General features: G+C 61.0%; 21 protein-coding genes. 7 read left to right on the forward strand and 14 right to left on the reverse strand.

Annotated elements, in window-relative coordinates; all coding sequences use genetic code 11:
• The first annotated feature begins 94 nt into the window (after positions 1–94).
• From PYR65_RS09660 to PYR65_RS09670, 3 genes are all read left to right on the forward strand, one after another.
• Positions 95–2,542, forward strand: coding sequence for a GcvT family protein (locus PYR65_RS09660; RefSeq protein ID WP_276120815.1), 2,448 nt, complete (start codon positions 95–97; stop codon positions 2,540–2,542).
• Entirely contained in the window at positions 2,539–4,986 is a 2,448-nt protein-coding gene (locus PYR65_RS09665) for a GcvT family protein (protein WP_276120816.1), read from the forward strand. The genes PYR65_RS09660 and PYR65_RS09665 overlap by 4 nt, the downstream gene beginning before the upstream one ends.
• A gap of 358 nt (positions 4,987–5,344) precedes the next feature.
• A complete protein-coding gene (locus tag PYR65_RS09670) occupies positions 5,345–6,574 on the forward strand; it encodes an aromatic ring-hydroxylating oxygenase subunit alpha (RefSeq protein ID WP_276120817.1) in 1,230 nt (409 codons plus the stop codon).
• A gap of 17 nt (positions 6,575–6,591) precedes the next feature.
• Here PYR65_RS09670 and PYR65_RS09675 read toward each other — a convergent pair whose 3' ends face one another.
• The gene (locus tag PYR65_RS09675) at positions 6,592–7,119 is read right to left on the reverse strand and encodes a hypothetical protein (protein ID WP_060638733.1); all 528 of its coding nucleotides are present in this window, start codon (positions 7,117–7,119) and stop codon (positions 6,592–6,594) included.
• 152 nt (positions 7,120–7,271) lie between these two features.
• On the opposite strand from PYR65_RS09675, the gene PYR65_RS09680 reads away from it, so the two are divergent.
• Positions 7,272–7,772: a YciE/YciF ferroxidase family protein gene (locus PYR65_RS09680; RefSeq protein ID WP_276120818.1), complete on the forward strand. Its 501-nt coding sequence runs from the start codon at positions 7,272–7,274 to the stop codon at positions 7,770–7,772.
• Between the two features lie 50 nt (positions 7,773–7,822).
• On the opposite strand, the gene PYR65_RS09685 is transcribed toward PYR65_RS09680, so the two are convergent.
• The 10 genes from PYR65_RS09685 to lepB all read right to left on the reverse strand — a co-directional run bounded on the left by PYR65_RS09685 (position 7,823) and on the right by lepB (position 19,650).
• Positions 7,823–8,935 (reverse strand): ABC transporter substrate-binding protein, encoded by a 1,113-nt coding sequence (locus PYR65_RS09685; protein WP_276120819.1) that lies wholly within the window; start codon positions 8,933–8,935, stop codon positions 7,823–7,825.
• Positions 8,932–9,600 carry a siderophore-iron reductase FhuF gene (fhuF, locus tag PYR65_RS09690; RefSeq protein WP_276121022.1) on the reverse strand — a complete coding sequence of 223 codons (669 nt, stop codon included), beginning with the start codon at positions 9,598–9,600 and terminating at the stop codon, positions 8,932–8,934. The genes PYR65_RS09685 and fhuF overlap by 4 nt, the downstream gene beginning before the upstream one ends.
• Before the next feature lie 100 nt (positions 9,601–9,700).
• Entirely contained in the window at positions 9,701–11,884 is a 2,184-nt protein-coding gene (locus PYR65_RS09695) for a TonB-dependent siderophore receptor (RefSeq protein WP_276120820.1), read from the reverse strand.
• A gap of 242 nt (positions 11,885–12,126) precedes the next feature.
• Positions 12,127–13,554 carry a gamma-aminobutyraldehyde dehydrogenase gene (locus tag PYR65_RS09700; protein WP_276120821.1) on the reverse strand — a complete coding sequence of 476 codons (1,428 nt, stop codon included), beginning with the start codon at positions 13,552–13,554 and terminating at the stop codon, positions 12,127–12,129.
• Positions 13,555–13,744: 190 nt separating this feature from the next.
• The gene (locus PYR65_RS09705; protein WP_060638739.1) at positions 13,745–14,560 is read right to left on the reverse strand and encodes an ABC transporter permease; all 816 of its coding nucleotides are present in this window, start codon (positions 14,558–14,560) and stop codon (positions 13,745–13,747) included.
• Positions 14,550–15,503: an ABC transporter permease gene (locus PYR65_RS09710; RefSeq protein ID WP_276120822.1), complete on the reverse strand. Its 954-nt coding sequence runs from the start codon at positions 15,501–15,503 to the stop codon at positions 14,550–14,552. Before PYR65_RS09710 ends, PYR65_RS09705 begins: the two co-directional genes overlap by 11 nt.
• Positions 15,500–16,498 carry an ABC transporter ATP-binding protein gene (locus PYR65_RS09715; RefSeq protein WP_276120823.1) on the reverse strand — a complete coding sequence of 333 codons (999 nt, stop codon included), beginning with the start codon at positions 16,496–16,498 and terminating at the stop codon, positions 15,500–15,502. Before PYR65_RS09715 ends, PYR65_RS09710 begins: the two co-directional genes overlap by 4 nt.
• A gap of 170 nt (positions 16,499–16,668) precedes the next feature.
• Positions 16,669–17,829 (reverse strand): ABC transporter substrate-binding protein, encoded by a 1,161-nt coding sequence (locus PYR65_RS09720; protein WP_060638742.1) that lies wholly within the window; start codon positions 17,827–17,829, stop codon positions 16,669–16,671.
• Positions 17,830–17,959: 130 nt separating this feature from the next.
• Entirely contained in the window at positions 17,960–18,871 is a 912-nt protein-coding gene (locus tag PYR65_RS09725) for a LysR family transcriptional regulator (protein ID WP_060638743.1), read from the reverse strand.
• A gap of 50 nt (positions 18,872–18,921) precedes the next feature.
• On the reverse strand, positions 18,922–19,650 hold the full coding sequence (gene lepB, locus PYR65_RS09730; protein ID WP_276120824.1) for a signal peptidase I: 729 nt from the start codon (positions 19,648–19,650) through the stop codon (positions 18,922–18,924).
• Between the two features lie 69 nt (positions 19,651–19,719).
• Between lepB and PYR65_RS09735 the strand changes: the two genes are divergently transcribed.
• On the forward strand, positions 19,720–20,637 hold the full coding sequence (locus PYR65_RS09735; RefSeq protein ID WP_276120825.1) for an alpha/beta hydrolase: 918 nt from the start codon (positions 19,720–19,722) through the stop codon (positions 20,635–20,637).
• Here the strand turns inward: PYR65_RS09735 and msrA are convergent, their stop codons facing one another.
• Positions 20,638–21,282, reverse strand: coding sequence for a peptide-methionine (S)-S-oxide reductase MsrA (gene msrA, locus PYR65_RS09740; protein WP_276121023.1), 645 nt, complete (start codon positions 21,280–21,282; stop codon positions 20,638–20,640). It lies immediately after the preceding gene.
• 295 nt (positions 21,283–21,577) lie between these two features.
• Here msrA and PYR65_RS09745 point away from each other — a divergent pair, with 295 nt between their 5' ends.
• On the forward strand, positions 21,578–21,982 hold the full coding sequence (locus tag PYR65_RS09745) for an ACT domain-containing protein (protein WP_276120826.1): 405 nt from the start codon (positions 21,578–21,580) through the stop codon (positions 21,980–21,982).
• On the opposite strand, the gene PYR65_RS09750 is transcribed toward PYR65_RS09745, so the two are convergent.
• Both PYR65_RS09750 and PYR65_RS09755 read right to left on the reverse strand, forming a co-directional pair.
• Positions 21,975–23,978, reverse strand: a complete 2,004-nt coding sequence (locus PYR65_RS09750; RefSeq protein WP_276121024.1) for a CocE/NonD family hydrolase — start codon at positions 23,976–23,978, stop codon at positions 21,975–21,977. The two genes, PYR65_RS09745 and PYR65_RS09750, sit on opposite strands and share 8 nt — an antisense overlap.
• Before the next feature lie 26 nt (positions 23,979–24,004).
• Positions 24,005–25,594: an ABC transporter substrate-binding protein gene (locus PYR65_RS09755; protein ID WP_276120827.1), complete on the reverse strand. Its 1,590-nt coding sequence runs from the start codon at positions 25,592–25,594 to the stop codon at positions 24,005–24,007.
• A gap of 135 nt (positions 25,595–25,729) precedes the next feature.
• Here PYR65_RS09755 and PYR65_RS09760 point away from each other — a divergent pair, with 135 nt between their 5' ends.
• Positions 25,730–26,515 carry a helix-turn-helix domain-containing protein gene (locus tag PYR65_RS09760; protein ID WP_407951321.1) on the forward strand — a complete coding sequence of 262 codons (786 nt, stop codon included), beginning with the start codon at positions 25,730–25,732 and terminating at the stop codon, positions 26,513–26,515.
• The last annotated feature ends 50 nt before the right edge of the window (positions 26,516–26,565 follow it).

Below are 26,565 nucleotides of genomic sequence, written 5' to 3' on the forward strand. Positions count from 1 at the left end.
TCTAATCGAATTCTTCGATCAATAAAGCGAATTCTGGCCGCTTGATGCGGGAGTGCTTCGTTGCGAAAACTTGTCCCAAAACAAGGGAACAGACATGTCGAATTTGCCGTCTCATGCACGCGTCGTGATCATCGGGGGAGGTGCTGTCGGCGCGTCCTGTCTCTACCATCTGGCCAAGGCCGGCTGGACCGACTGCGTGCTTCTGGAAAAGAACGAGCTGACGGCCGGATCGACATGGCATGCGGCGGGCAATGTGCCGACATTCTCCTCGTCCTGGTCGATCATGAACATGCAGCGCTATTCGGCGTCGCTTTACCGCGAACTTGGCGATCTCGTCGATTATCCGATGAACTATCATGTCACCGGCTCGATCCGGCTCGGCCATTCGAAGGAACGGCTGCAGGAATTCAAGCGCGTCGTCGGCATGGGCCGCTATCAGGGCATGGACCTCGACATTCTGTCGCCCGATCAGATCAAGTCGAAATATCCGTTTTTGGAAACCCACGACCTGACCGGCGCGCTCTACGATCCCTATGACGGCGATATCGATCCGGCGCAGCTGACGCAGGCTCTTGCGAAGGGTGCCCGCGACCTGGGTGCGAAGATCTTCCGCTTCTGTCCCGCCACCGGCGCCCGCCGGGACAACGACGAATGGATCATTTCGACGCCGCAGGGCGACATCCGGTGCGATTATGTCGTCAATGCCGCCGGTTATTATGCCCGCGAGGTCGGCAAATGGTTCGGCCGCGATGTGCCGATGATGGTGATGAGCCATCAATATATGCTGTTTGAGGAAATTCCGGAGCTGGCGGCCTGGTCGAAGGAAGCCGGGCACAAATTGCCGCTTCTGCGCGATGTCGATAGTTCCTATTACCTGCGCCAGGAAAAGTCCGGGATGAATCTCGGGCCTTACGAGAAAAACTGCAAGGCGCACTGGATCACGCCCGATGATCCCATGCCGGAGGATTTCTCGTTCCAGCTGTTCCCCGATGATCTCGAGCGGCTGGAATGGTATCTGAACGACGCCGTCGAGCGCGTGCCCATCCTCGGCACTGCCGGACTGTCGCGGATGATCAATGGACCGATCCCCTATGCGCCGGACGGCAATCCGCTGATCGGGCCGATGCCGGGCGTTCCCAATGCATTCGAGGCCTGTGTCTTTACCTTCGGCATCTGCCAGGCGGGTGGTGCGGGCAAGGTTTTGGCCGAATGGGTGACCGAGGGGCAGACGGAATGGGACATGTGGTCCTGCGATCCGCGCCGCTTTACCAGCTACACGGATCAGGATTACTGCATCGCCAAGGGCATGGAAATTTATGGCCATGAATATGCCATGCATTTTCCGAAACACGCCTGGCCGGCCGGACGCAACAAGAAGCTATCGCCGATCCACGACCGGATTGCAGCGCTGGGCGCGCAGTTCAAGCCCTATAATGGCTGGGAGCGCGCCAACTGGTACGCCAAGCCGGGCGACGATCTTTCCGAGGCGGCGACCCAGACCTGGAACCGGGCGGGCCCCTGGCAGAAGCGCATCGAGGAGGAATGCCTTGCGGTGCGCGATGCTGCCGGCATTCTCGATCTGCCCGGATTTTCCCGTTTCCGCCTGAAGGGCGAGGGTGCGCGCGACTGGCTGCTGGGTCTGACCACCGGCAAGGTGCCAAAGCCCGGCCGCATCGGTCTGGCCTATTTCTCCGACGACAAGGGCCGCATCGTCACTGAAATGTCGGTCATGGCGCTGGAGGAGGATTTCTTCTTCCTGATCACGGCGGCGACCGCGCAATGGCATGATTTCGAGTGGCTGCAAAAGCATCTGCCGAAGGACGCGGCGTTTACGCTGGATGATGTCACTGAAAGCTTCACCTGCCAGATTCTGTCCGGTCCGAAGTCGCGGGATATTCTGGCCGAGGTTTCCGGCGCCGATCTTACCAAAGGCTGGCTGACGCATCAGCCGGTGCAGATCGCCGGACTGTGGTGCCAGCTGGTGCGCGTGTCCTTTGCCGGTGAACTCGGCTGGGAAATCCACACCAAGATCGAGGATACCGCTGCAATCTTCGATGCCGTCTGGGCGGCCGGTCAAAAGCATGGGTTAAAGCCTTTCGGCATGGAGGCGCTGGACAGCCTGCGTATCGAGAAAGGATACCGTGCGTGGAAGGGCGATCTTTCGACCGACTACACCATTCTGCAGGGTGGCCTTGAGCGCTTCGTCGATTGGGCCAAGCCCGACTTCAAGGGCAAGGCGGCGCTGGAGCGCGAGAAGCAGCAGGGCGTGACGAAGCGCTTCGTGACGCTGGTGGTGGACGCTGCAGATTGCGACGCGCCCTATATGTCGACGCTCTGGCATGGCGGAAAAGTGGTCGGCGAAACGACGTCCGGCAACTGGGGTTACCGGATCGGCAAATCGGTGGCGCTCGGCATGCTGCGTGCCGATCTGGCCGAGCCCGGAACCGAGGTCGAGGTCGAGATTTACGGCGACCGCTTCAAGGCGGTGGTGCAAGCGGACGAGCCGCTGTTTGATCCCAAGAATGAGAGACTGCGCGCATGAGCAAGCCCATCCCCAAAAAGGCCCGCGCGGTCATAATCGGCGGCGGCGTCTCCGGCTGTTCGGTCGCCTATCATCTGGCGAAGCTCGGCTGGACGGACGTGGTCCTGCTGGAGCGCAAGCAGCTGACATCGGGCACGACCTGGCATGCGGCAGGCCTGATCGGGCAGTTGCGCGCCTCGCAGAACATGACGCGTCTCGCCAAATATTCGGCCGATCTCTACACCAGGCTGGAGGCCGAAACCGGCATCGGCACAGGCATGCGCCAATGCGGTTCGATCACCGTTGCACTCACCGAAGAGCGCAAGCAGGAAATCTACCGGCAGGCCTCGCTTGCCCGCGCCTTCGATGTCGATGTGCGCGAAATTTCCCCCGATGAAGTGAAGGCGATGTATCCGCATCTGAACGTTTCGGATGTGGTTGCCGCCGTGCATCTGCCGCTCGACGGACAGTGCGATCCCGCCAATATTGCGATGGCGCTTGCCAAGGGTGCCCGCCAGAACGGCGCGACGATCCTGGAAGGCGTCAAGGTCACGGCGGTTCACAAGAAGGACGGCCGGGTGTCCGGCGTCACCTGCGAGCAAAATGGCGAGATGTTTACGATCGAGACCGAGAACGTCGTCAATGCCGCCGGCATGTGGGGCAGGGAGCTTGCCAACATGTCGGGGGTCACCGTGCCGCTGCATGCCTGCGAGCACTTCTATATCGTCACCGAGCCGGTCGCCGGATTGCAGCGTCTGCCGGTGCTGCGCGTGCCGGACGAGTGCACCTATTACAAGGAGGATGCCGGCAAGATGCTGGTCGGTGCCTTCGAGCTGAAGGCCAAGCCCTGGGGCATGGATGGGATCAGCGAGGATTTCTGCTTCGACCAGCTGCCGGAGGATTTCGACCATTTCGCGCCGATCCTCGAAAAGGCGGTCGGCCGCATGCCGATGCTGGAAACGGCGGGGATCCACACGTTCTTCAACGGCCCGGAAAGCTTTACGCCCGACGACCGCTACTATCTGGGCGAAGCGCCGGAGCTGAAGGGATATTGGGTCGCGGCCGGGTACAATTCGATCGGCATCGTCTCCTCCGGCGGCGCCGGCATGGCGCTGGCGCAATGGATGAATGACGGCGAGCCGCCGTTTGATCTCTGGGAAGTGGATATCCGCCGGGCGCAGCCGTTTCAGAAGAACCGCACCTATCTCAAGGAACGGGTCACCGAAACGCTTGGCCTTCTCTATGCCGACCATTTCCCCTATCGCCAGATGGCGACGGCACGCGGCGTGCGGCGCACGCCTTTGCATGAACATCTGAAGGCACGCGGTGCCGTGTTCGGCGAAGTGGCGGGCTGGGAGCGGGCCAACTGGTTTGCCAGGGACGGCCAGGAGCGGGAATATAAATATAGCTGGAAACGGCAGAACTGGTTCGACAACCAGCGCGATGAACATCTGGCGATCCGCAATGGCGCCGGTTTGATCGACATGACCTCGTTCGGCAAGATCCGTGTCGAGGGCCGCGATGCTTTGGCCTTCCTGCAAAAGCTCTGTGCCAACCAGCTGGATGTCGCCACAAACCGCATCGTTTATACCCAGATGCTGAATGCCCGTGGCGGCATCGAGAGCGACCTGACGGTCACGCGCCTTTCGGAAACCGCTTTCCTGCTGGTCGTTCCCGGCGCCACGCTGCAGCGCGACCTTGCCTGGCTGCGCAAGCATCTGGCCGATGAATTCGCTGTCGTCACCGACGTGACTGCGGCGGAATCGGTGCTTTGCGTCATGGGGCCGAAGGCGCGTGATCTCATGCAAAAAGTCAGCCCCAACGATTTTTCCAATGCCGCGCATCCGTTCGGGTCGGCACGGGAGATCGAGATCGGCATGGGGCTGGCACGCGCGCACCGCGTCACCTATGTCGGCGAACTCGGCTGGGAGCTTTATGTCTCCAGCGATCAGACGGCGCATGTGTTCGAGACGCTCGAAGCAGCGGGAGCGGAGATCGGCCTGAAACTCTGCGGCATCCATACGCTCGACAGTTGCCGGATCGAAAAGGCCTTCCGCCATTTTGGCCATGATATCACCGACGAGGATCATGTGCTGGAGGCCGGGCTTGGGTTTGCGGTAAAGGCAGGAAAGGGCGATTTCATCGGCCGTGACGCGGTGTTGAAGAAGCAGGATGAAGGGCTGTCGCGCCGGCTGGTGCAGTTCCGGCTGACCGACCCGGAGCCGCTTCTGTTCCACAACGAGGCGGTGGTGCGCGACGGCAAAATCGTCGGCACGATCACCTCTGGCAATTACGGCCACCATCTCGGCGGTGCGATCGGGCTCGGCTACGTGCCGTGCAAGGGCGAGAGCGAGGCGGATGTGCTGGGTTCGGCCTACGAGATCGAGATTGCCGGGACGCGGGTGAAGGCGGATGTGTCGCTTGCGCCGATGTATGATCCGAAGTCGGAGCGGGTGAGGGTTTAGCCCTTCTCACTCTCTGGTCTCAAACCAGAGGCGCCCCTCATCCGCCCTGTCGGGCACCTTCTCCCCGTAAACGGGGGAGAAGCGATATGCGGCAGCCTCCGTCGTTCCCTCTCCCCGTTTGCGGGGAGAGGGTTGGGGTGAGGGGCGGTTTCTCTTCTCCCCAGCGGGGAGAAGTGCCGAGTGAAACGAGGCGATGAGGGGGCGGTTCGGCAGATGTCGGATTTGTGGCTCCCCCTCATCCGGCCCTTCGGGCCACCTTCTCCCCGTTGGGGAGAAGAGGGAGCCATACGGCTCCGCCAGAATTGAGTGCGCGCGCCGGAACGCGATTTTTCCGGATGTTTTCAAGGAGATGAAAGCCATGCTCGCGCCAGACACAAAGACGATCGAGAAGCCCGCCGACCGCATCGACCAGCTCGTCGCTGCCCACAAGCCCGGCCATGGTCTCGCCCGGCCGTTCTACCGCGACGAGGATATCTATGAGCGGGATCTGGAGCGTGTCTTCCGCCGCCATTGGCATTGCGTCGCGCATGAGAGCGTCATCCCGAAACCGAACGATTTCGAGGTGTTTCGCATGGCGTCCGAGCAGGTGATCCTGACGCGGCATGCGGATGGGACGGTTCATGCCATCCTCAATGTCTGCCGCCATCGTGGCGCCGAGGTCTGTACCAAGGACAAGGGCAATGCCCGTGTTTTCGTCTGTCCCTATCATGCCTGGACCTATGGCAATGACGGGGCGCTCAAGGCCGCCCGGCTGATGCCGAAGGATTTCAAGCGGGAAGATCATGGACTGAAGAAGCTGCATGTGCGCGTCGTCGAAGGCCTCGTCTTCATTTCCTTTGCGGAAAATCCGCTGGATTTCACCGAGGTCGAAAACCTGCTGCACGCCACCTGCGGCCAATATGGCTGGGGACAGGCCAAGGTCGCCCACCGGCAGAGCTATCCGGTCGATGCCAACTGGAAACTGGCGGTCGAAAATTATGTCGAGTGCTATCATTGCGGCCCGGCGCATCCGGAATATTCGCAGACCCATGCGCTGGAACAGCCGCTGCACATGATCGAGGCGCTGAATGCGGCGATGGAGGAGCGGACCTGCGCGCTCGGCATCCAGGTTGGTTCCGGCGATCACTGGCAGACCTCCGAAAACGGCAAGGAAACCATTCATGCCTTCCGCTACGCCCTGTATGACGGCGTCAAGACCGGCAGCCAGGACGGTTCGCCGCTTGCGCCATTGATGGGCCGGTTTACCGAATTCGATGGCGGCGTCACCTCCGTCCATCTCGGCGGCACATCATTCCTTGTCTGCTATCCCGACCACGGCATGATCTACCGCTTCATTCCGAAGGGGCCGGAAGCCTGCGAGATGGAGCTGATCTGGCTGGTCAATGGCGCGGCGGAAGAGGGCGTCGATTACGACCTCGAAAAGCTGAAATGGCTCTGGACGGTGACCACCGACGAGGACAAGTCGATCATCGAGCATACGTCGCGCGGCGTGCGCTCGCACTATTTCGTGCCCGGCCCCATCGCCCCGATGGAGCAGAACGAGTTGCGCTATATCAACTGGTATCTCGACGAGATCAGCCGGGCCTGACAAAACGGCGGCGCAGTTTACTGCGCTGCCACGCCACGGATATTGGAGATCTGCGTCGTCCATTTCGGCGCTGCGGGTTCGACACCGAAGCGGGCGGGGAAGGTGAAGAAGGTTTCGAACGTCTGCTCCCGCCCGGCGGGAACGCGGGCAAGGATCAGCGCCGTGTCTTCGCCGACCGTCGTGCAGACGTTGCCGGGGCAATCCTGAAGCGTGACGGTCAGGTTGAAATTGGTGAGATTGGCAGCGCTCCTGTTGACGATCGTGCCGGTGACCCGGTAGCTCGTATCCGGGCGGTTGCGGGTGAATGTCAGCCCTTCCAAGACGAGCTCTTCCGGTGTGATGGCCGGACGGCTCTGGGTAAACGGCGGTGGGTCGGTCTCATTGCTGTCGCCGCTGCCATCTTTCATCCAGACCACGAAGGCCGAAACAAGCCCCAAAGCGACGAGTATGCTCAGCACCGGTTCGGCAAAACGCCGGAAGCGCGATGAGCGCATGGCGAAATATACGATCAGCAGGCCTGCAATCGCAGGAAATATCCAAATCATCAAAGTCCTCCAGTCCCCTATATAGACAGGGCATTGACGGGATGGAAGCGCGCCGGGGACGATCCGGCCGAGGTTGCGGAACAAACACATCACCAACCCGTTACCTGCTCGTCACCCCCGACATGTTCCAATTGCGGAAAAGGAAGAAACCAATGGCCGAGAAAGCCCTGCAAGACCTGTTCTATGATATGCTCAAGGACGTCTATTATGCTGAGCGCAAGATCCTGAAAACCTTGCCGAAAATGGCCAAGGGCGCGCAGAGCCCGCAGCTGAAGGCAGCATTCGAAAAGCACCGCGATGAAACTGAAGGCCAGATCGAGCGCCTGCAGCAGGTGTTTGAAATTTTCGGCAAGCGCGCAGTCGGCAAGACCTGCCCGGCGATCGACGGCATTGTCGAGGAAGGCGAGGAAATCCTCGAAGAATTCAAGGGTTCGCCAGCGCTTGATGCCGGCCTTCTGGCTACGGCGCAGGCTGTTGAACACTATGAAATGGCCCGTTACGGCACGCTGAAGACCTGGGCGGGCATGCTTGGCCTGAACGATGCGGTCAAGCTGCTCGACGAGACCCTGCAGCAGGAAGGCGCCACAGACCACGCGCTGACGGCACTGGCAGAGGCCTCGGTCAATGCTTCGGCGATGAAAAAAGCCGCCTAACACCATTGTTTCATGATCACATTGGCCGGAGACCGTGTCTCCGGCCAATTCTATTTCAGGCTGATCCAGTAGGAGCCCCGGAATGGAACGGCCGCAAAGCGCGCGTTGATTTCCTTCAAAGATTGATCCGGGTCGATATCGGCAAAGATGTCCGGCCGTAGCCAGTGGGCAAAGGCCTCCGCTGCCAGAATATTCAGCGGTACGGCATTGAAGAAATTCCAGACGCCGTGCACCCGTCCGTTCTGGACGCCCGACAGGTTGGCGAGAACCGGATTTTTAACGGCTTCGCCCAATGTTCGGCGGGCCTCGTCTGTGGGAACTCCGGGGCCGATGGAAAAGACGCTGTAGGTACCGCCCGGCGAGGCGGTGGCAATATAGACCTCCGGATCGGCCTCGATCAGATATTCGCTGCTGACAATGCCGCCCTGGCGCGGCAGGTTTTTGTCCGCGATATTGCGGCTGCCGGTGATGCCGATGAATTCGCCAAGGCCTCCTGTGCCATAGGCAAAGCAGCAGCGGTCCGGATTGGGGAACGCGTCCATCAGCACGGTCGGGCCGGGCTGCGGATTGGCGGCGACGCGATCGGTGATGCGCTTGAGGTGTTCTATATAGAAATCGGCAAAGGCGTTTGCCTGTTCTTCCCGCTCCAGGATCTTGCCGAGCAGGCGCATGTTGTCCGGCGTGTTCTTCAAGGGATCGCTGTTGAAATCGACGACGAAGACCGGAACGCCGGTGCTCTCGAGATAGTCGATCGCGCGCTTGCCGAGATCGGTATCGGCCTGCCAGTTGGCCATGATGGCCAGATCGGCTTTCAGCGACAGAATGGTTTCGAAGGACAGGCCGTCGCCGGTGCCATTGCCGATGATCGGCACATGCGCAAGGCTTGGAAACTTTCCGACGAAATCCTTGTAGATTTCCGGGTTGTCGCCCTTGAGGTCTCCCGACCAGCCGGCCAGCAGGCTGACGGGATCGGGGTGAATAAGCGATAGCGCCACCAGGTTGAAGCCGCTGCCAAGCAGGATGGCCTTGGGCTTTGCCTTGATCGTCACCTGCCGGCCGATCGCGTCGGTCAACGTCAGCGGCCAGCGTTCCTGCGCGTTCGAGATAGCGGTGCAGGCCAGAAACAGACAGAGGGTCAAGAGAAGAAGGCGTTTCACGATCATTGCTTTCTTTGGGCGGGCAGGGCGCAGAGTTCGCCGCAGCTGGGAATACCCGGCAAGAGGTAGCGCAGGCAACAGACCTTGCGGCGGCAGACGGTTTCCTCGCCTTCGACGTCGTGGCGCAGGCAGCCGAGAAAGGGGTTGGCGCTTCCATCCGGCAGGTGGCTTTGCGAAAAAAGCGCGCGTGAGGCCCAGGCATCGCCATCTGCCGGGCGCTCCCGTTCGGTCGCGTTGAAGGCATAGTCGAGATAGACGGCCGCGTTGTTCCAGGCGAGTTTTGGCGCGATGCCGCCGAGCGCCTTCAGTTGCGCAACGATTTCGGTGAGGTGCTGGCTGATAAGCGGCATGACGAAAGACAGGAGATCGGCCTGCCCGCCCTCGCTCCAGTCGCCTTCGCGGGCCAGACCGAGGGCGCGCGGCAGCCCGTCCTCGGCAAGGGCGATCGTCATCTCGGCGGGAACAACCGGCAAAACATGATCGGCCCTTCGCGCAACGATATAGGGGATGGTCAGCATCGAGAAATAATAGAGCGACCACATGGAAGCGACGGCGCGCCGGTCGGTGCCGCCGTGGGTGCGCGCGTAGGTATCAAGGGCTGCGGAAAAACCGCCGGAGCCGAAGAACTCCGAAAGCGGAATGCCGTCTTCCAGCTCCGAAGACAGCATCATCTTTTCGCCGCACCAGGCATGCTCACCGGCAAACACCGCCTTCAGCCCAGATGGCCGGAAGGCGGTGTTCGTGTCGTGGGTGGTGGAGAGGCTCAACGGATCACCAGCTGTATTTCAGCGAGCCGATGACGGCGCGGCCCTGGTCGCGGTAGCAGAAGCCGGCCGAGCATACGGTGTCGCGCTTGTCGAAGACGTTGGTGGCGTTGACCTGCAGCCGCAGGCCCTCGTATTTCTTGTCGATGGCTGCAAAGTCGTAGTGCGCGGCGGCATCGAAGAGGATGCGGGCGCCGTTCCGCGTCGTGTTCTGGTCGTTGCCGTAGCTTGAGCCCAAGAACCGGGCGCCGGCGCCAAAACCGAGGCCGGCCGCAGGACCGTCCTCCGGCATCGTATAGTCTGCCCAGAGCGATGCCATGTGACGCGGCACGGAAGAGACATAGTTGCCGACCGTATCGGCGGGGCCCTCGGTGATCTTGATGTCGGTATAGGTATAGGACGCGATCAGCGAAAGACCGTTGTCGAGGCTGGTATTGGCCTCCAGCTCGAAGCCGCGCGACCGCACCTTGCCACGCTGGACCTGGATGTTTTCCGGGCCTGTCGGCAGATCGACGACCTCGTAATAAAGGCTGTTCTTCTGGTCGATATTGAAGAGGGCGGCCGTGATCATCGTATTGCTGCTTGGCAGCAGATATTTGATGCCGATCTCTTCCTGCTGGCTTTCGGTCGGCTTGAACGGCTGGTTTGTTTCCTTGTTGAAGCCGGCATTGGGCGAGAACGCGGTGGAATAGCTGATATAGGGCGCCAGGCCGAAATCGGTCTCGTAGGTCAGGCCGATGCGGCCGGAAAAGGCCTTGTCCTTCTGCGCGATCGGGTCCGTCAAACCGGTGGTCAGATCGGTATTGTCCGTGTCGGTCGAAACCCAGTCATAGCGGGCGCCGGCGGTCAGCGTCCAGGCATCGTAGCGGATCTGGTCCTGGAGATAGGTGCCGAGCTGCCATTGGTCCTGGACGACGCGCTCGCTGAAGGGAATGGGGTCCGTGGGGCGGCCCTGCGTCGGATTGTTGGTGTCGAGCGGCGGAGTAAAGCCGGTGCCAGCCAGGGACTTGAACCGCAATTTCGTATAATCGACGCCTGCGAGCAGGGTGTGATCGAGCGCGCCGGTATCGAACTTCGCCTCCATCTGGTTGTCGATGACGATGGCGCTCAGGCGCTCGTCGAATGTTCCTGCGCTGCTGTCGAGCAAGGTTGGATCGATAGCGTTCGGCGCATAGGCAAAGGCCCAGTCGGCATCGACGTTGAGCGTCGAGACGCGCAGGTTCTGCCGGAAGGTGAAGACGTCGTTGAGGCGGTGCTCGAATTCGTAGCCGACGCGGGCCTGTGTCTGGACCGAATCGTTGAAGTCGGGATTGCCGGCGAAAATGTCGGTGACCTTGCCGGTCGGGTCATTGTAATAGGCTGCCGAGCCGCCGGTCTTGGTGCGGGAATATTCACCAAGGATGGTAAGCTTGGTGTCTTCGTCCGGCTTCCAGGTAAAGGCGGGCGCGATATAGGCGCGGTCGTCGGGAACGCTGACCTGCTCGGTATCGGCGCTGCGCAAAAGGCCGGTCATGCGGTAGTACAACGGATCGGTCTCGTTGATCGGGCCGGAGAAATCGAACTGGCCCTGGTAGCGGTTATTCGTGCCGTATTGCAGCTGAAGCTCGCGCAGCGGTTCTTCGGTCGGGCGCTTGGTGATCAGGTTGAACAGGCCGCCGGCACCCGATGCACCATAGAGCGCCGAGGAGGGGCCGCGCAGGATCGAGACGCCTTCCAGGCCATAGGGTTCGTTCTTGAACAGCGAGGAGCTGGCGCCGGGCTGGCGCAGGTTATCGCGGAACATGCCGTTATAGGTCACGTCGAAACCGCGCACCGTGAAGGAATCAAACCGCGGATCGAAACCGTAGGCGCCGACGCGCGAGCCCGGTGTGTACGCGAGCGTTTCGAGCAGCGTCTGCGGATTGCGATCCTTCAGCTGCTGTTCCGTAACCGACGAAATCGATTGCGGTGTCTGCAGGAACGGTGTGTCGACCTTGGCGCCGGTGGCGCTGCTGGTGCCGACATAGCCGTCTGCGGTGATGACGCCGCCGCTGCCGCCGGTGACGGTCAGGGTCTCAAGCTCGGTCGCGCCGTCCGTGCCCGTCGTGATTGGCGCTGCGTCCTGGGCAAAAGCCGTCAGCGACAGCGCGAGCAGCGAGGTGCCGGCAAGGGCAAGGCGAGTGGTGAACCGGGCGTGGCGAAGCAGAGGCATGTCATGCACTTTCTGGTAGACTGGCTGGATAGGCGGACGATAAGATGACCCGTTCTATCAAGATTATGTCGCCGGAAAAGCGGAATCTATGAGCAAAATACTCATGTTTTAAATGGTGTGGGATTTGTGCAACGTTTTCCGGCGGAATATCGAATTCTTTCCGCTGGTTAGCGCATAAATTGCAAAAGGCCGCGTTATGAACGCGACCTTTTATTGTGCCTCGCCTATCCCGCAGAAGGTGCTTATCCGTGATTGATCATCACGTGGCGCACGGCCGTGTAGTCCTCCAGGGCGTAGATCGACATATCCTTGCCATAGCCGGACTGCTTGACGCCGCCATGCGGCATCTCGTTGGTCAGCATGAAGTGGGTGTTGATCCAGGTACAGCCATATTGCAGGCGCGACGCCGCCTTCATCGCCTTGGAAATATCCTTGGTCCAGACGGAGGAGGCAAGGCCGTAATCGCTGTCATTGGCCCAGGTGACCGCCTGGTCGTTTTCGGTGAAGCGGGTGACGGAGACGACCGGGCCGAAGACTTCGCGGCGGACGATCTCGTCTTCCTGGGTGGCGCCGGCAACGACGGTCGGCTGGAAGAAGAAGCCGTCCTTGCTGCCGGGATTACCGCCTGTGGTGATCTCGATATGTTTCTGCTCGGTGGCGCGCTCGACGAAGCTTGCCACCCGGTCGCGCTGGCGCTTGGAGATCAGCGGGCCGATTTCGTTTTCCGTGTCATCAGCCAAATTGTACTTGATGGTCGAGACAGCGGAGGTGAGGTCGGCGACCAGCTTTTCATAGATGCCGTCCTGCGCGTAGATGCGGCAGGCGGCGGTGCAGTCCTGGCCGGCATTGTAATAGCCGAAGGTGCGGATGCCGTTGACGACGGCTTCGAGGTCGGCGTCGTCGTAGACGATGACCGGGGCCTTGCCGCCGAGTTCCAGATGGGTGCGCTTGACGGTTTTTGCAGCCGCCTGCAGCACCTTCTTGCCGGTGGCGATATCGCCGGTGATCGAGACCATGCCGATCTTCGGATGGTTGATCAGCGTGTTGCCGACCGTGTCGCCGCGCCCAAGGACGACGTTGACGACGCCTTCCGGCAGGATATCGGCGAGCAGGCGGGCCATCTTCAACGCTGTCAGCGGCGTCTGTTCCGACGGCTTGAAGACGACGGTATTGCCCCCGGCAATCGCCGGTGCCAGCTTCCAGGCCATCATCATCAGCGGATAGTTCCATGGCGCGATCGAACCGATAATGCCAACGGGATCGCGGCGGATCATCGAGGTATGGCCGGGCAGATATTCGCCGGCGACCGTCGCATGCAAGTTGCGGATCGCGCCGGCAAAGAAGCGCCAGCAATCGACGATGGCCGGCAGTTCGTCATTGCGCACCGCATTGATCGGCTTGCCACAGTTCAAGGCTTCCAGCGCCGCAAAGGCATCGGCATCCTTCTCGATCGCATCGGCGATTTTCAGGAGATAGCCGGAGCGCTCGCCGGGTGTCGTCATCGACCAGGTGACAAACGCCTTTTCGGCGGCATCGACGGCGCGCTCGATCTGCGATTGCGAGGCTTCGGCAAGATCGATGATCCGGGCGCCGGTACGCGGATTGAGGATCAGCTCCTCGGCCTCCGTTCCGGCCTCGAATGTCGATCCGATCAGCAATTGGGTGTCCATTTTTTGTTCTCCGGTTTTGGATCGAAGTGGTGAGTAGCGATTAGCGAATAGTGAGTAGCGAATAGTGAGTAGTGATTAGGCAGTAGGCAGTAGGCAGTAGGCATTAGGAAAAAGTGCAGTGAAGCTGCTTTGTTCACTACCGACTACCGACTACCGACTACCGACTATTCGCTACCCCCTAATCACTCCTTCATTTCCCCCCTCCCGCAATCTGATCCCCGTCGCGCGTCAGGTAATAGGCGGCGAGGATGGGCAGGAAGGTGACGAGCATGACCACCATGGCGACGACGTTGGTGACGGGTCTTTGGCGCGGGCGGATGAGTTCTTCGAGCATCCAGATCGGCAGTGTCGATTGCTGGCCGCCGGTGAAGGTGGTGACGATGACTTCATCGAAAGAGAGCGCGAAGGCGAGCATGCCGCCGGCGAGAAGCGCGGTGCCGATATTCGGCAGGATGATATGGCGGAAGGTCTGGAAGCCGTCGGCGCCGAGATCCATCGACGCCTCGATCAGCGAACCGGACACGCGCCGGAAGCGGGCAACGGCATTGTTGTAGACGACGACGATGCAGAAAGTGGCGTGGCCGAGCACGATCGTCCAGAACGAGAAGGGAATATCGGCCATCGAAAAGGCCGAGCGTAGCGCAATGCCGGTGATGATGCCGGGAAGGGCGATCGGCAGGATGACCAGCAGCGAAATGGTCTCGCGGCCGAAGAAGCGGGTCTGGCTGACGGCGGCGGCACAGAGCGTGCCAAGGACAAGCGCTATCGCCGTGGCGATGGTTGCGACCTTGACCGACAGGGTGAGAGCGGCCCAGACATCCGGCCGGTTCCAGGTGACGGCGAACCATTGCAGCGTCAGGCCGGGCGGCGGGAACTGATAGCTCTTTTCTTCCGTCGTGAAGGCATAGAGGAAGATCAGCAGGATCGGGATATGCAGGAAGGCGAGGCCGCCGATGGCGGCGATCTTCAAGGGCAGCGGCGCGGAGGTGGAGCGGTCAGAGCGCATCGAAGGCTCCCATACGTTTGGCCATGAAGAGATAGAGGCCCATGATGACGATCGGCACGACGGTGAAGGCGGCGGCGAGCGGGATATTGCCGGCGGTGCCCTGCTGTGCATAGACGGCCTGGCCGATGAACAGCCGCGACGAGCCGACGATCTGCGGGATGATGTAGTCGCCCAGCGTCAGCGAAAAGGTGAAGATCGAGCCGGCGACGATGCCGGGAAGCGCCAGCGGAAACAGCACGTGGCGGAAGGTCTGCTGCGGCGTGCCTCCCAGGTCGGAGGAAGCCTCGATCAGGTTGCCGGGCACGCGCTCGAGTGCCGCCTGGATCGGCAGGATCATGAAGGGCATCCAGACATAGACGAAGACCAGGAAGGTGCCGGTATAGCTCACCGAAAGCGAATTGCCGCCGATGATGGGAAGCGACAGCCAGCCGTCGAGCAGCCAGAGCAGGTGAAGCTTGGTGAAGGCCCAGGTGAGGATGCCTTCCTTGGCGAGGATCAGCTTCCAGGCGTAGATCTTGACCAGATAGCTCGACCAGAGCGGCAGCATGATGCCGAGATAAAAGACGGCCTTCCATTTTCCCTTGGCATAGCGGGCCGCATAATAGGCGATCGGGAAGGCGATCAGCGCCGAGAAAATCGTGACCACGGCCGCCATCGTCACGGTGCGGACGATGATGTCGAAATTGGCGTCCGACAGCAGCTGCCTGTAGGTGGCGAACGTGAACTCGTAATTGATCAGGCCGGAGAAATCATCGATCGAGAAAAAGCTCTGCAGCAGAAGGGCAAACAGCGAGCCGAGATAGATGATGCCGAGCCAGAGTACCGGGGGGCCGAGCAGGATGGCGAGAAGCACCTGCGGGTGCTTCCACAGGAAGTCCGACAGCCGTCCCATCAGGCCGGGCCTGTTCGGCAAAATGGTTTCGGTTGTGACGAGCGCGCTCATGCGTCCTCCATCAGGTGAAGGTCATTGCGCGAAAAGCCGAGCTGCACATCGGTGCCGATCTCGGGAACCGGCAGGGCGGCGGGGCTGGCGACGATGATTTTTTCGCCGCTGCAATCGACACTGACACGGTTGGTCGCGCCCAAAAAACTGCGGGCGGTGACGGTGCCGGGCAGGGTCAGCTGTCCAGCAGACGCGGTGCCGATAACGATGGCTTCCGGGCGCAGGCTGGCGGCTTTCGCCGGAAGCCCGAGCCGCGCGCAGAGCGCGCTGGAGAGCACATTGGACGAGCCGACGAAATCGGCGACGAAACGGGTCTGCGGCCGCTTGTAGATATCTTCCGGGGTGCCGAGCTGCTGGATCCGGCCGTCGTTGAAGACGGCGATCCGGTCGGCCATCGAGAGTGCCTCGCCCTGATCGTGGGTGACGAAAACGAAGGTGATGCCGAGCGATTTCTGCAGGGTTTTCAGCTCCTCCTGCATCTGCTCGCGCAGTTTGAGGTCAAGCGCGCCGAGCGGCTCGTCCAGCAGAAGCACCTTGGGCTTGTTGACCAGCGCGCGGGCGAGCGCAACACGCTGGCGCTGGCCGCCGGAGAGCTGGCCCGGGCGGCGCTGGCCATAACCGGGCAGCTTGACCATGGCAAGCGCGTCTTCGGCTGCCTTGCGGCGTTCCGCCTTGCCGACGCCCTTGACCATCAGGCCATAGGCGACATTGTCGAGGATGGAGAGATGCGGGAAGAGGGCATAGTCCTGGAACACCGTGTTGACGCTGCGCCGGTAGGGCGGCACGCCTTCGGCGGTTTCTCCAAAAATCTCGATATGGCCGCCGGTCGGCTGCTCGAACCCGGCCATCAGGCGCAGGCAGGTGGTCTTGCCGGAGCCGGACGGCCCTAGCATCGCAAAGAACTCGCCGGCCGCGATTTCAAGATCGACCGCATCGACCGCTTTGACGGCACCGAAATGGCGCGAGACGTTTTGGAACAGGACGGCGGCGGTCATGGGGGACTCCGGAAATTGGCGTGTGGCGAACCGGGCATGGCGGTTCAATACCCTCCCCTTGAGGGGGAGGGTCGGAGCGTAGCTCCGGGGTGGGGTGATCCCTTGTGGATGCGGTGGGTCACCCCACCCGCGCATTCGCGCGACCTCCCCCCTCAAGGGGGAGGTGGAAATCAACGTCCGCCGATGACGCCGATATAGTCGGAGACCCAGCGGTGATAGGGGACGCACTCGCTCTCACTGGCGCATTTCGAGGTTGGGGTCTTCCAGAACTTCACCTTGGCGAAATCGTCATAGCCGTTGGCCTTGCAGCCGCCATCGGTCAAAAGCTCGTTGCCCTTGCAGGCGGCAGCGACAGACGGGTTGGCGCCGAACCAGGCGGAGACATCGCCTTGCACCTTCGGCGACAGCGAATGTTCCATCCACATATAGGCGCAGTTCGGATGGGCGCTTTCGGCATGCAGCATGGTCGTATCGGCCCAGCCGGTGACGCCTTCCTCGGGGATGGTCGAGGCGATCGGCAGCTTTTCCGATTGCAGCAGGTTGACCTGGAACGGCCAGGAGCCCGACGCAACGACGCCTTCGTTCTTGAAATCGTCAATCTGGATCATCGCATCGTGCCAATAGCGGCTGGCAAGCGTGCGCTGGGTGCGCAGCACGTCGAGCGCTGCTTTGTACTGATCTTCGTTGAGCTCGTAGGGGTCCTTGATGGCGAGTTCCTTGTTGTGGAACATCAGGTAGTTGGCAGCGTCGGCCACATGGATCGGCCCGTCATAGGCCTGGACGCGGCCCTTGTTGGACTTGCCGTCCGGCAGGGTCATTTCCTTGAACACGACGTCCCAGCTCTTCGGCGCCTCGCCCTTGAAGGCTTCGGTATTGTACATCAGCACGTTCGGGCCCCAGACATAGGGCACGCCGTAATGCACGCCGTTGACGGTGTACCAGGGCGACGACTGCATGCGCTCATCGACCGTCTTGAAGCTCGGGATCAGGTCGGTGTTGATCGGCTGGACGCGCTTGCCGGCCACCAGCCGCAGCGAGGCGTCGCCGGATGCGGTGACGAGGTCGAAACCGCCTTCGTTCATCAGCGCGACCATTTCATCGGATGTCGCCGCCGTCTTGACGCTGACCTTGCAACCGGTCTGTTTTTCAAAGCCGGTGACCCAGTCATAGGCCTTGTCGGTCTCGCCGCGCTCGATATAGCCGGCCCAGGCGACGATCGACAGTTCGCCTTCGCCCTTGCCGAGTTCCTTCAGAGGTTCCTGCGCGAAAGCGTGGGTGGCGAAAGCGAGGACAAGGGTGAGCGCGGTGCAGGATTTCAGAATCTGCTTCATCTTCAGTCTCCCGGTTTGGTATCCGAATTTTTCGGTTGTGTTCCCGGAAGGAAAGGTGCCTCGATTTCGCCGCTTTCGCAAATTCATTAATCAGAATGTCGCTATCGGTTTTTCCGATATCATGCGATGGTCACCGCGAACGGCCGCTGCGAAGGGCCTCTGCGACCCCGATGAAATCCTTGGCCGATTGCGGCAGGCCGGAACCCTTGCGCCAGACCATGCCGACCTGGACGACGGGCAGGGCGCCGGAGACGTCGCGGCTTTCAATGCGGTCGCCTTCCAGCGACCAGGGCCGGTAGACCAGATCGGGCAAAAGCGCGATGCCGGCACCGGTGGCGACCAGGCTGCGCACCGCTTCCACCGACCGTGTGCGGAAGGCGACATGCGGACGGGCGCCCAGTGCCGTCAGAAGCTTGCCGGTATTTTCCTCGATTTCATCCACTGTCAGCATGATCAGCGGTTCCTTGGCGATATCGGCCACAGAGATGATATCGGCCGACACCAGTGGGTGGCCGAGCGGCAGCCAGAGCCGGTAGGGCGAGGTCTCGATGATCTCCGCCTGCAGCGCCATGCGGTCGCGCAGATTGGAAATGACCATGACGGCGACATCCAGTTCGCCGCCGACCAGAAGATGTTCGAGATAGGAGCCGTTGTCCTCGATGGCGCTGACCTCGACGCCGGGGCAGGCGCGGCGGTAGCGGGCGAGGAGATCGGAGAGAACATAACCCGCAACCAGCGAGGTAACGCCGAGATTGAGCTTGCCGCCGGTGCGCTCCTCCCGCTCCTGCGAAAACGAGCGGCGGGCATCGGAGACACCGGCGAGGATTTTGGTTGCGTGGCGCAGGAACTGATGGCCGTTATGGGTGATGTGCAGCCCGCGCGGATGGCGCTCGAACAGTTCCACGCCCAGATCGGTTTCCAGCTCCTTGACCGCTTCGGTGATCGACGATTGCGAAATCGACAGGTTCTGCGCCGCCCGGGTGACGGACCCCTGCTCGGCGACGGCGATGAAATACTGGAGCTGACGGAGGGTGAAGGCCATGGCTGCCAGTCAAACGCAATCTCAACGGGTCACGCAAGGGCCTGACGATATCAATTTATCCAGCCACTTCGATTTGGGTCGTCGTCGTTGGTAAAAACGAGCGATGCTTTCGCATAGATGTTTTCTTCCGGTACGAAGCCCACATCATATCGGCTGTCCGCACTATTGTCCCTGTTATCTCCCATCATAAAATAGTGTTTTGGCGGAACCAAGAACTCGTCAGTGTTATCAGATGCTTCGTCATCAGACACTTCCGTGATCGGATGCGTTTTTCCGCCCGGAAGCGTTTCCAAATACTCGATAAGATTTTGGCCGCTATCTCCTAACGCCGGGTTGATGCCGCGTTTTTCCCGGGGTACGATTTCGTCATTAATGTAAAGGCGTCCTGCCAATAGCCGGATGCGATCCCCTGGTTCACCGATGATGCGTTTGACATAGTCGATCGCCGGATCTGGCGGGTAACGAAAAATGACAACGTCTCCCCTTTTGGGCTGAACGCCGAAGGTCCGAAACTCCGGCCCTGTATCGAACGGATAGGAAAACCTTTTATATCCGTAGGCGAATTTGTTCGCGAGCAGACGGTCGCCTTTTTCAAGCGTTGGAAACATCGAGCTTCCAGGTATGGCGAATGGCTGAACAATGAATGTTCTGATCGTTCCTGCGAGAACCACGGGGGTCGCCGCGATAGTCGCTATTCCAATGACGAAAAGAGGAGGCGTAAGGAGGATGATCAGAAGTACGGTTGCGATGTATCTGATTTTTCTTAACTCTGGATACATAGGAAACCTAGTGGGTCAGCTTGCGTCATTTCGCTCCCAAATAACAAACTGTTTTATGGTTGTATAGTGATGGGCACGAACAACCAAATTCCCACCGAACGCGGTATCCTCGCCTTCCACCACCGTTGCGAGGCCTTCTATCCCGCCGATGCGGTCGATGCGCCGATCGAGCAGCAGCGTGCCTGGTATGATGCGCTCTGCGCCGAGTTCGATGCGCCATCGCCGGATAAACTGACGCGGCAGGACGAGGCGGTTGGCGGGCGTATTCCGGTGCGCCGGTACCGGCCCGCCGCTATCGCCACGCAAACGCGGATTTTCTACATTCATGGCGGCGGTTTTGTCGTTGGATCGCTGGAAAGCCATGATGCGATCTGCGCCGAGATTGCGCATGCGGCAAAGGCCGAGCTGGTGTCGATCGACTACCGGCTGGCGCCGGAGCATGTCTGGCCGGCGGCGTTCGACGACTGTTTTAAGGTGCTGCAATGGCTTCTGGCCGATGGGAGGCCGCTGGTCGTTGCGGGTGACAGTGCCGGGGGTAACCTGGCTGCGGGCATGGCGCTGAAAGCAAGGGCTGAGGACATCACGGGCATTGCCGGGCAAGTGCTGATCTATCCGGGGCTGGGCGGCGATCTCGTGTCCGGCTCCTATATTGAGATGGCCGAGGCACCGGGCCTGACGACGGCTGATGTCGCCTATTACCGGGACGTGCTGAAGGCGCCTGCGGAAAACGTGTTTGCGCATCCCTTGAAGGCCGGCGATTTTTCCGGCCTGCCGCCTGCCTATATCACATCGGCGCATTTTGATCCGCTGCGCGATGATGCCGCTCTCTATGCGCAGCGGCTGATCGCTGCCGGTGTTAACGTTACCTATCGCGACGAGCCGCAGATGATCCATGCATGGTTGCGCGCCCGTCAGATGAGTGAGGGCGCGCGCGACGGTTTCGTGCGGTTGTGCCGCGCTGTCAGCGATCTTGTCGGAACGCTCTGATCAGCTCTTGGCCTTGAGGACGAGGACCGGCTTGGCGCTGAACTCCGTCGGGAACAGCGCCTTGAGGTTCTCGATCTTCGGCATGTCGTTGTAGACGATATAGGGATAGGTCGGGTTGAGCGTCAGGAAATCCTGGTGGTATTCCTCGGCAGGGTAGAAGGCGCTGATATCGGACACTTTGGTCACGACGGGCTCGCCGTAGACCTTCGCCTTGTCGAGCTGGGCGATATAGCTCTGAGCGATCTTCTTCTGCTCGCTGTTGGTCGCAAAGATTTCCGAGCGGTATTGCGTGCCGTGGTCGGGGCCCTGATAGTTCAGCTGCGTCGGGTTATGCGCCACCGAGAAATAGATCTGTAGCAGCTGGCCATAGGTGACCATCTTCGGATTATACGTGACTTCGACGGCCTCGGCGTGGCCCGTATCGCCGCCGCTGACGGTTTCGTAGATGGCGGTATCCTTGGCGCCGCCGGAATAGCCGGAGACGGCGTTCTTGACACCCTTCACATGCTGGAACACGCCTTGCACGCCCCAGAAGCAGCCGCCCGCAAACACGGCTTTTTCGGTAGTGGTGGCCGCTGTCTCATCGATGGCCGGAGGCGGAATGACCACGGCTTCTTCGGCTGCATTGCTAAATGTCGAGGACATGGCAAACAGGCCGGCGGCAATGGCCGTCACGCCGGCAAGCCCGAAAATGAACGGCCGTCTGGCCGTGTTCGAAATCCTGTCTTTTTCAGGCTGCGGCATGGTAATCCTCCATCGATGCTTTGGTCACAGACATCCGCTGCCGATCGCAGCGATATGCGCCCTTGCTTTATGAGCAAACTGTGACCAACAGACACGGGCTGGTCAAATCGCAAATGCGTGCGTAACGCCAATGTGACAGGCTTTGCGGCGGGATACACGGGCTTGTGATCCGATGGAATTGAGGTGGGAGTTGGGGATGAGCGGTATTACCGATCTGGAAACGCTGTTGCGCGAGATGCGTCCGGATTTGCGTGCGGGCGAATATGTCTATTGCAGCGTACCGGCGGATGCGCCCGGGTGGCTTTCGCTGAAGCCGCTTGGCTTCTTTCGCGAGGATGAAGGGCTGACGCTGATTGTCGAAAAGACGGAAGCCGACAAGGCCGGGCTCAGCTATGGCCCGGTGATGCGCTGCATCACGCTGACGGTCCATTCCGCGCTTGAGGCCGTCGGGCTGACGGCGGCGGTTGCGGTGGCGCTGACGCGGCATGGCATCAGCGCCAATGTGGTCGCGGCCTATCACCACGACCACATTTTCGTGCCTGCAGACGATGCGGAACGGGCCTTGGCAGCCCTGGCAGAGGCTGCCCCCGTTCTCACATGAAGTCGCGTGGCACGCGCGTTTCTTCGAAGGTCTTTTCGAAGATCTGCGTCTCCCCTTCGAAGGCTGTCACCGACGCCGAGGTCAGCCATTCGGTTGCCGTACAGGCGATCCGCGAGACCGACACGGTCTTCACCGACCAGTTTTCGCGTTTGGCGATGCAGGTCCAGGTCGAGATGCCCGTCATCGACAGCGGATCGTCCGCAGCGATCGTCCAGGTTTCGTCGCGGATGTCCTGCGTGGCAAGACCGCTATCGGGATGTTCGGTCAGGCCACCATCCTCGTAGATATGGTAGTGCGTCTGGCCGGTCGTCATATCGCGCTCGACCCGGCGGCTGGTGCTGCCGGACGTGTGCTCGATATATTTCGGCAGCGGATCGGGATTGGCAGGCTCCGGCATGGTAATGCGCTTGTGGTCGCCAAGCTTGGGCAAGGCGAGCCCCAGCGAGGCAAGATCGAGCGTCAGGCCCGGATCTGACGGAGCGGGCAGGATCATCGGCCAGTAGGCGGTCGAGAGCGACAGCCGGATGCGATGACCGGCGCCGAAACGGTAACCGCAGGCGTCGAGCACCAGTTCGACCGTGGTCTTCTTGCCCTTTTCCATCGGCTTCGGCTCGGCATTGCCGTCGCGATGGGCAAGATTCAAAACACCGAAGGTCACGCGGGTGGCGCTGCCATCCGGATGGATATCGACAAGGCGGACGGCAAGATTGGCCCAATCGGCATCGCAGGCGAGTTCGACCGTCAGCACCGGCTGGCCGAGATAATCGAGGGCCTGCGTCAGCGGCGCGGTTTCGAATGTCAGCGAACCGGCATCGTCGATGCGCTGGTCGCCGGCCATTTCGGCGTCGGGCTTCAACGTAAACCATTCGCCGGACGCCGTTCCCGTGTCGAGCGGCGATTTCAGATAGGCGTTATGGTCATGGGCGCCGGCGATCGGCATGCCCTCGTTGAGGCTGCCGAACTGGTCGATATAGAAGGTCTGCATGTCCGGCTGCGACCACGTATCCTTCGCCACCCAGAAACCGGGATCGGCATTGCGGCGCAACGCTGGCTTCGGACCGTCGAGGATGAAGGCGCGCATCTGCGGCAGGGCCTCGGCGCCGGTTTCTTCGCCGCGCAGCCAATGGTTCCACCAGGCAATCGCCTCGCCATGGAAATCGGCGCGCGGTTTCGGCCAGGCGAAATGCGGATATTTGTGCACCCAGGGGCCGATCAAGGCCTTGACCTTGCCGCCCAGACCTTCGGATGCCTTCATCGGCGTGTTGCGGTACCCGTCGGCCCAGCCGGCGATGACCATGGCCGGAACCGGAAAGCCTTCGAAATCCTCGCAGATCGAGCCATGTTCCCAAAAGGCGTCACGGCGCTGGTGCTCAAGCCATTCCTCCATGAAATAGGGCTCGTTTTCCAGCCGCTCCAGCCACATGTCCTTCCATCTGTCGCCGACCAGCGCCGGGTCGGGGGAGCGCGACTGATAGGCAAGCATGGTTGCAGCCCAGGAGAGCTGCGCGGACAGATGCGTGCCGTTCTTGTAGTGGATGTCGTCATTGTAGCGATCGACGGTGGAGGCAATCGAGATCACCGCTTTCAGCGCCGGGGGCTTCAGGGCTGCGACCTGCAGGCAGTTGAAGCCGCCCCAGGAAATGCCCATCATGCCGACATTGCCGTTCGACCAGGGCTGGGCGGCAATCCAGGCGATCAGCTCGCAACCGTCGCTCAGTTCACGCGGCGTGTACTCGCCATCGATGACGCCATCGCTTTCGCCGGAGCCACGGATATCGACACGCACGCCGGCAATTCCGGCGGCCGCAAAGACCGGGTAAGTGGATTCGTCGCGGGCATTGGTGCCGCCGCGCTTGCGATAGGGCAGGTATTCGAGAACTGCGGGGACCGGGTTTGCCTCAGCGCCATCCGGCATCCAGATGCGGGCGGAAAGCCGGGTGCCATCGGACAGAGTGATCCACTCGTTCTCGATCAGGGTAAAGCTGCGTTTCGACATGCTATCCATTTTCGTCATTCCGCTTTTTAATTGTCGAACCAGACGCGGCTTGCCACATAGCCGTTCGAAAGGTCGTTGCCGATATCATGGACGAAACCCTTCACCGATGTGGAGGCGGCGTTCACATAATCGTTGAAGACCGGCAGGATCAGGCCGCCTTCGTCCCGGACCGTCAGCGCCATGGTGTGGTAAAGGTCCTTGCGCTTGGTTTCGTCGAGCTCGGAGCGTGCCTGCAGCAGAAGCTTGTCGAAATCCTCGCGCTTGAAACGGGTATCGTTCCATTCGGCCGTCGAGAGGTAGGAGGTCGAGTAGCGCGAATCCTGCGTCGGACGGCCGCCCCAGTAGGAGGCGCAGAACGGCTGGATGTTCCAGACATTCGTCCAGTAACCGTCTTCCGGCTCGCGCTGGACCTCGATCTGGATACCGGCTTTGCGGGCACTTTCCTGAAACAGCACGGCGGCATCGACGGCGCCGGCAAAGGCGGCGTCGGAGGTGCGCAGCGGGATCGGGCGGTCATGGCCGGATTTCTTGTAGTGGAAGGCTGCCTTGTCCGGATCGTAAGCGCGCTGTTCGATCCCCTCGGGGGCCAGCGCATAGTTCTCGTTGACCGGATAGTCGTTGCCGATCTTGCCGTAGCCGCCGAGGATGCGGTCGAGAATGGCCTGGCGGTCGATCGCGTATTTCAGCGCCAGACGCAGGTCGTTATTGTCGAAGGGCGCGGTGTCGCAATGCATCAGGAAGCTGTAGAAACCCTTGCCTGCGGTCTTGAGGATCTCGACTTTGGGCGCGCGCTTCAGCATCGGCACAGTTTTCGGATCGATATTGTTGATGAAATGCACCTGGCCGGAGGCGAGTGCCGCGACGCGCGCGGTGTTGTCGTTCATCACGATGATCTCGACACTATCGACGAAACCACGATCGGAGCGCCAGTCGGCAGCGTTCTTTTCGAATGTGGCGCGCAGGCCGGCTTCATAGCTGGTCAGCTTGTAGGGGCCGGTGCCGACCGTGGAAGTTGGATCGCTGACGCCGCCGCCCGGCTGGATGATCAGGTGGTAGTCGGTCAAGATCAGCGGCAGGTCGGCATTGCCCTCGGTCAGCGTCAGCACGAGTTCGTCGCCCTTGTCCTCGATCGTCTTGATCGAGCGCATCAGGCCGAGTGCACCGGATTTCGAGCCTTCGTCGGCATGGCGCTTCAGGGTGGCGATGACATCGGCCATGGTCAGCGGGCTGCCATCATGGAAGGTGACGCCGCTGCGCAGCTTGAACGTCCACACCGACGCATCGGGAGATGGCGTCCAGGATTCGGCAAGGGAGGGAAGTGCAGCACCCGTCTTCGGATCAGACTCCACCAGCGTATCGCCCCAGAGATGGCCGATGGTGAACAGGACGGAGCCGCTATAGGTGGCCGGATCAAGAGAATCGGTGGTGGCGCCGCCCTTGAGGCCAAGCTTGAGGTGGCCGCCGCGTTTAGGCTCCTCAGCCCGCGCCTTGCCTGCGATCAGCGTGCCGGAGAAACCGGCCGCAAGGCCCAGTGCCACGGTGCCGCCGAGGAAGGTCCGGCGGTTGACCTCGTTGCTGCCGATCAGGCTGTCGGGCTTCTTGGTGACGTCGCGCATTTGCTGTTCCCTTTGAGGCTGGTTTTCGTCCGGAAGCGTAGCGCGAATGGCGGACTGTACAATTTCGCGACTTGACGCTGGTTGACGCGACTTTACGCTAGGGTGACTTGCTAATGGAGCTGTCCCTTGCCCGAGATCGATGCCTTTACCGAAAATCTGCGCTTTGCCTGCGCCACGCGGCCATCGATTTCGCAGATCTGCCGGAAGATCGGCATCAACCGCCAGCAGTTCAACCGCTATATTTCCGGCGAGGCGCGGCCATCGGCGCACAATCTTTCCCGCATCGCCGCCTTCTTCGGCGTCGGTTCGCAGGACTTCTTTCTGGCCGCGGCCGCCTTCCAGACACGCATGACGCGCCCGGATCAGCGCAGGGTCGATGGCGGACTGTTGCTGGAAGGGCTTCCTGGCGATCTGCCGTCGCTTCGAAGGCATCTGGGTTATTATCAGACCTACCATCTTTCGCCTTCCTGGCCTGGGCTGGTCGTCTGTTCCTGTGCAAGGCTGATGGAAGACAACGGTTCGGTTCAGGTCAAATCGATCGAGCGCATCCGCGACGCGGCCCATGAAATCCGGCAGTATTCGAAATATATCGGGCTGGCGGCCTATCTGCGAAACCGCATCTTCATCACCGAGCGCAGCGTCAGCCGGCAGCCGATGATGTCGCAGACCATCCTGGTGCCGTTCGAAGTGCACCAGCGGGTCTATCTGCGCGGGGTGACGATGGGGGTTTCGTGGCGCAAGGAAAACCTGCCTTATGCTTCGCGTGTCATCTGGCGCTACCTGGGGACCAATCCCGACAAGCGGCAGGTCTTGTCCCGCTGCGGCGTGCTGCCGGAACATTCACGGCAATTGCCGGCAACCGTGCGCGGCTATCTCGAAGCACCGCCGTTTAGCATCCTGTCGGTCCCGGAGAATTTCTAAGCCTTCGCATTGGCGTGCGTTTCAGCATAGAGTTTGGGCGATCGAAGTGG

Source organism: Pararhizobium qamdonense, assembly GCF_029277445.1.
In the GTDB taxonomy this organism is placed as follows: Bacteria; Pseudomonadota; Alphaproteobacteria; order Rhizobiales; family Rhizobiaceae; genus Pararhizobium; species Pararhizobium qamdonense.

Excerpts from the sequence above, each read along its gene's own strand:
- PYR65_RS09665 (WP_276120816.1), top strand. The coding sequence starts at position 2,539 with ATGAGCAAGCCCATCCCCAAAAAGGCCCGCGCGGTCATAATCGGCGGC.
- PYR65_RS09735 (WP_276120825.1), top strand. The coding sequence starts at position 19,720 with ATGGGCACGAACAACCAAATTCCCACCGAACGCGGTATCCTCGCCTTC.
- PYR65_RS09710 (WP_276120822.1), bottom strand. The coding sequence starts at position 15,503 with ATGAGCGCGCTCGTCACAACCGAAACCATTTTGCCGAACAGGCCCGGC.
- lepB (WP_276120824.1), bottom strand. The coding sequence starts at position 19,650 with ATGTATCCAGAGTTAAGAAAAATCAGATACATCGCAACCGTACTTCTG.
- PYR65_RS09695 (WP_276120820.1), bottom strand. The coding sequence starts at position 11,884 with ATGCCTCTGCTTCGCCACGCCCGGTTCACCACTCGCCTTGCCCTTGCC.
- PYR65_RS09725 (WP_060638743.1), bottom strand. The coding sequence starts at position 18,871 with ATGGCCTTCACCCTCCGTCAGCTCCAGTATTTCATCGCCGTCGCCGAG.
- PYR65_RS09700 (WP_276120821.1), bottom strand. The coding sequence starts at position 13,554 with ATGGACACCCAATTGCTGATCGGATCGACATTCGAGGCCGGAACGGAG.
- fhuF (WP_276121022.1), bottom strand. The coding sequence starts at position 9,600 with ATGATGCTGTCTTCGGAGCTGGAAGACGGCATTCCGCTTTCGGAGTTC.
- PYR65_RS09715 (WP_276120823.1), bottom strand. The coding sequence starts at position 16,498 with ATGACCGCCGCCGTCCTGTTCCAAAACGTCTCGCGCCATTTCGGTGCC.
- PYR65_RS09705 (WP_060638739.1), bottom strand. The coding sequence starts at position 14,560 with ATGCGCTCTGACCGCTCCACCTCCGCGCCGCTGCCCTTGAAGATCGCC.
- PYR65_RS09720 (WP_060638742.1), bottom strand. The coding sequence starts at position 17,829 with ATGAAGCAGATTCTGAAATCCTGCACCGCGCTCACCCTTGTCCTCGCT.
- PYR65_RS09755 (WP_276120827.1), bottom strand. The coding sequence starts at position 25,594 with ATGCGCGACGTCACCAAGAAGCCCGACAGCCTGATCGGCAGCAACGAG.
- PYR65_RS09750 (WP_276121024.1), bottom strand. The coding sequence starts at position 23,978 with ATGTCGAAACGCAGCTTTACCCTGATCGAGAACGAGTGGATCACTCTG.
- PYR65_RS09745 (WP_276120826.1), top strand. The coding sequence starts at position 21,578 with ATGAGCGGTATTACCGATCTGGAAACGCTGTTGCGCGAGATGCGTCCG.
- PYR65_RS09685 (WP_276120819.1), bottom strand. The coding sequence starts at position 8,935 with ATGATCGTGAAACGCCTTCTTCTCTTGACCCTCTGTCTGTTTCTGGCC.
- msrA (WP_276121023.1), bottom strand. The coding sequence starts at position 21,282 with ATGTCCTCGACATTTAGCAATGCAGCCGAAGAAGCCGTGGTCATTCCG.
- PYR65_RS09660 (WP_276120815.1), top strand. The coding sequence starts at position 95 with ATGTCGAATTTGCCGTCTCATGCACGCGTCGTGATCATCGGGGGAGGT.
- PYR65_RS09670 (WP_276120817.1), top strand. The coding sequence starts at position 5,345 with ATGCTCGCGCCAGACACAAAGACGATCGAGAAGCCCGCCGACCGCATC.
- PYR65_RS09680 (WP_276120818.1), top strand. The coding sequence starts at position 7,272 with ATGGCCGAGAAAGCCCTGCAAGACCTGTTCTATGATATGCTCAAGGAC.
- PYR65_RS09675 (WP_060638733.1), bottom strand. The coding sequence starts at position 7,119 with ATGATTTGGATATTTCCTGCGATTGCAGGCCTGCTGATCGTATATTTC.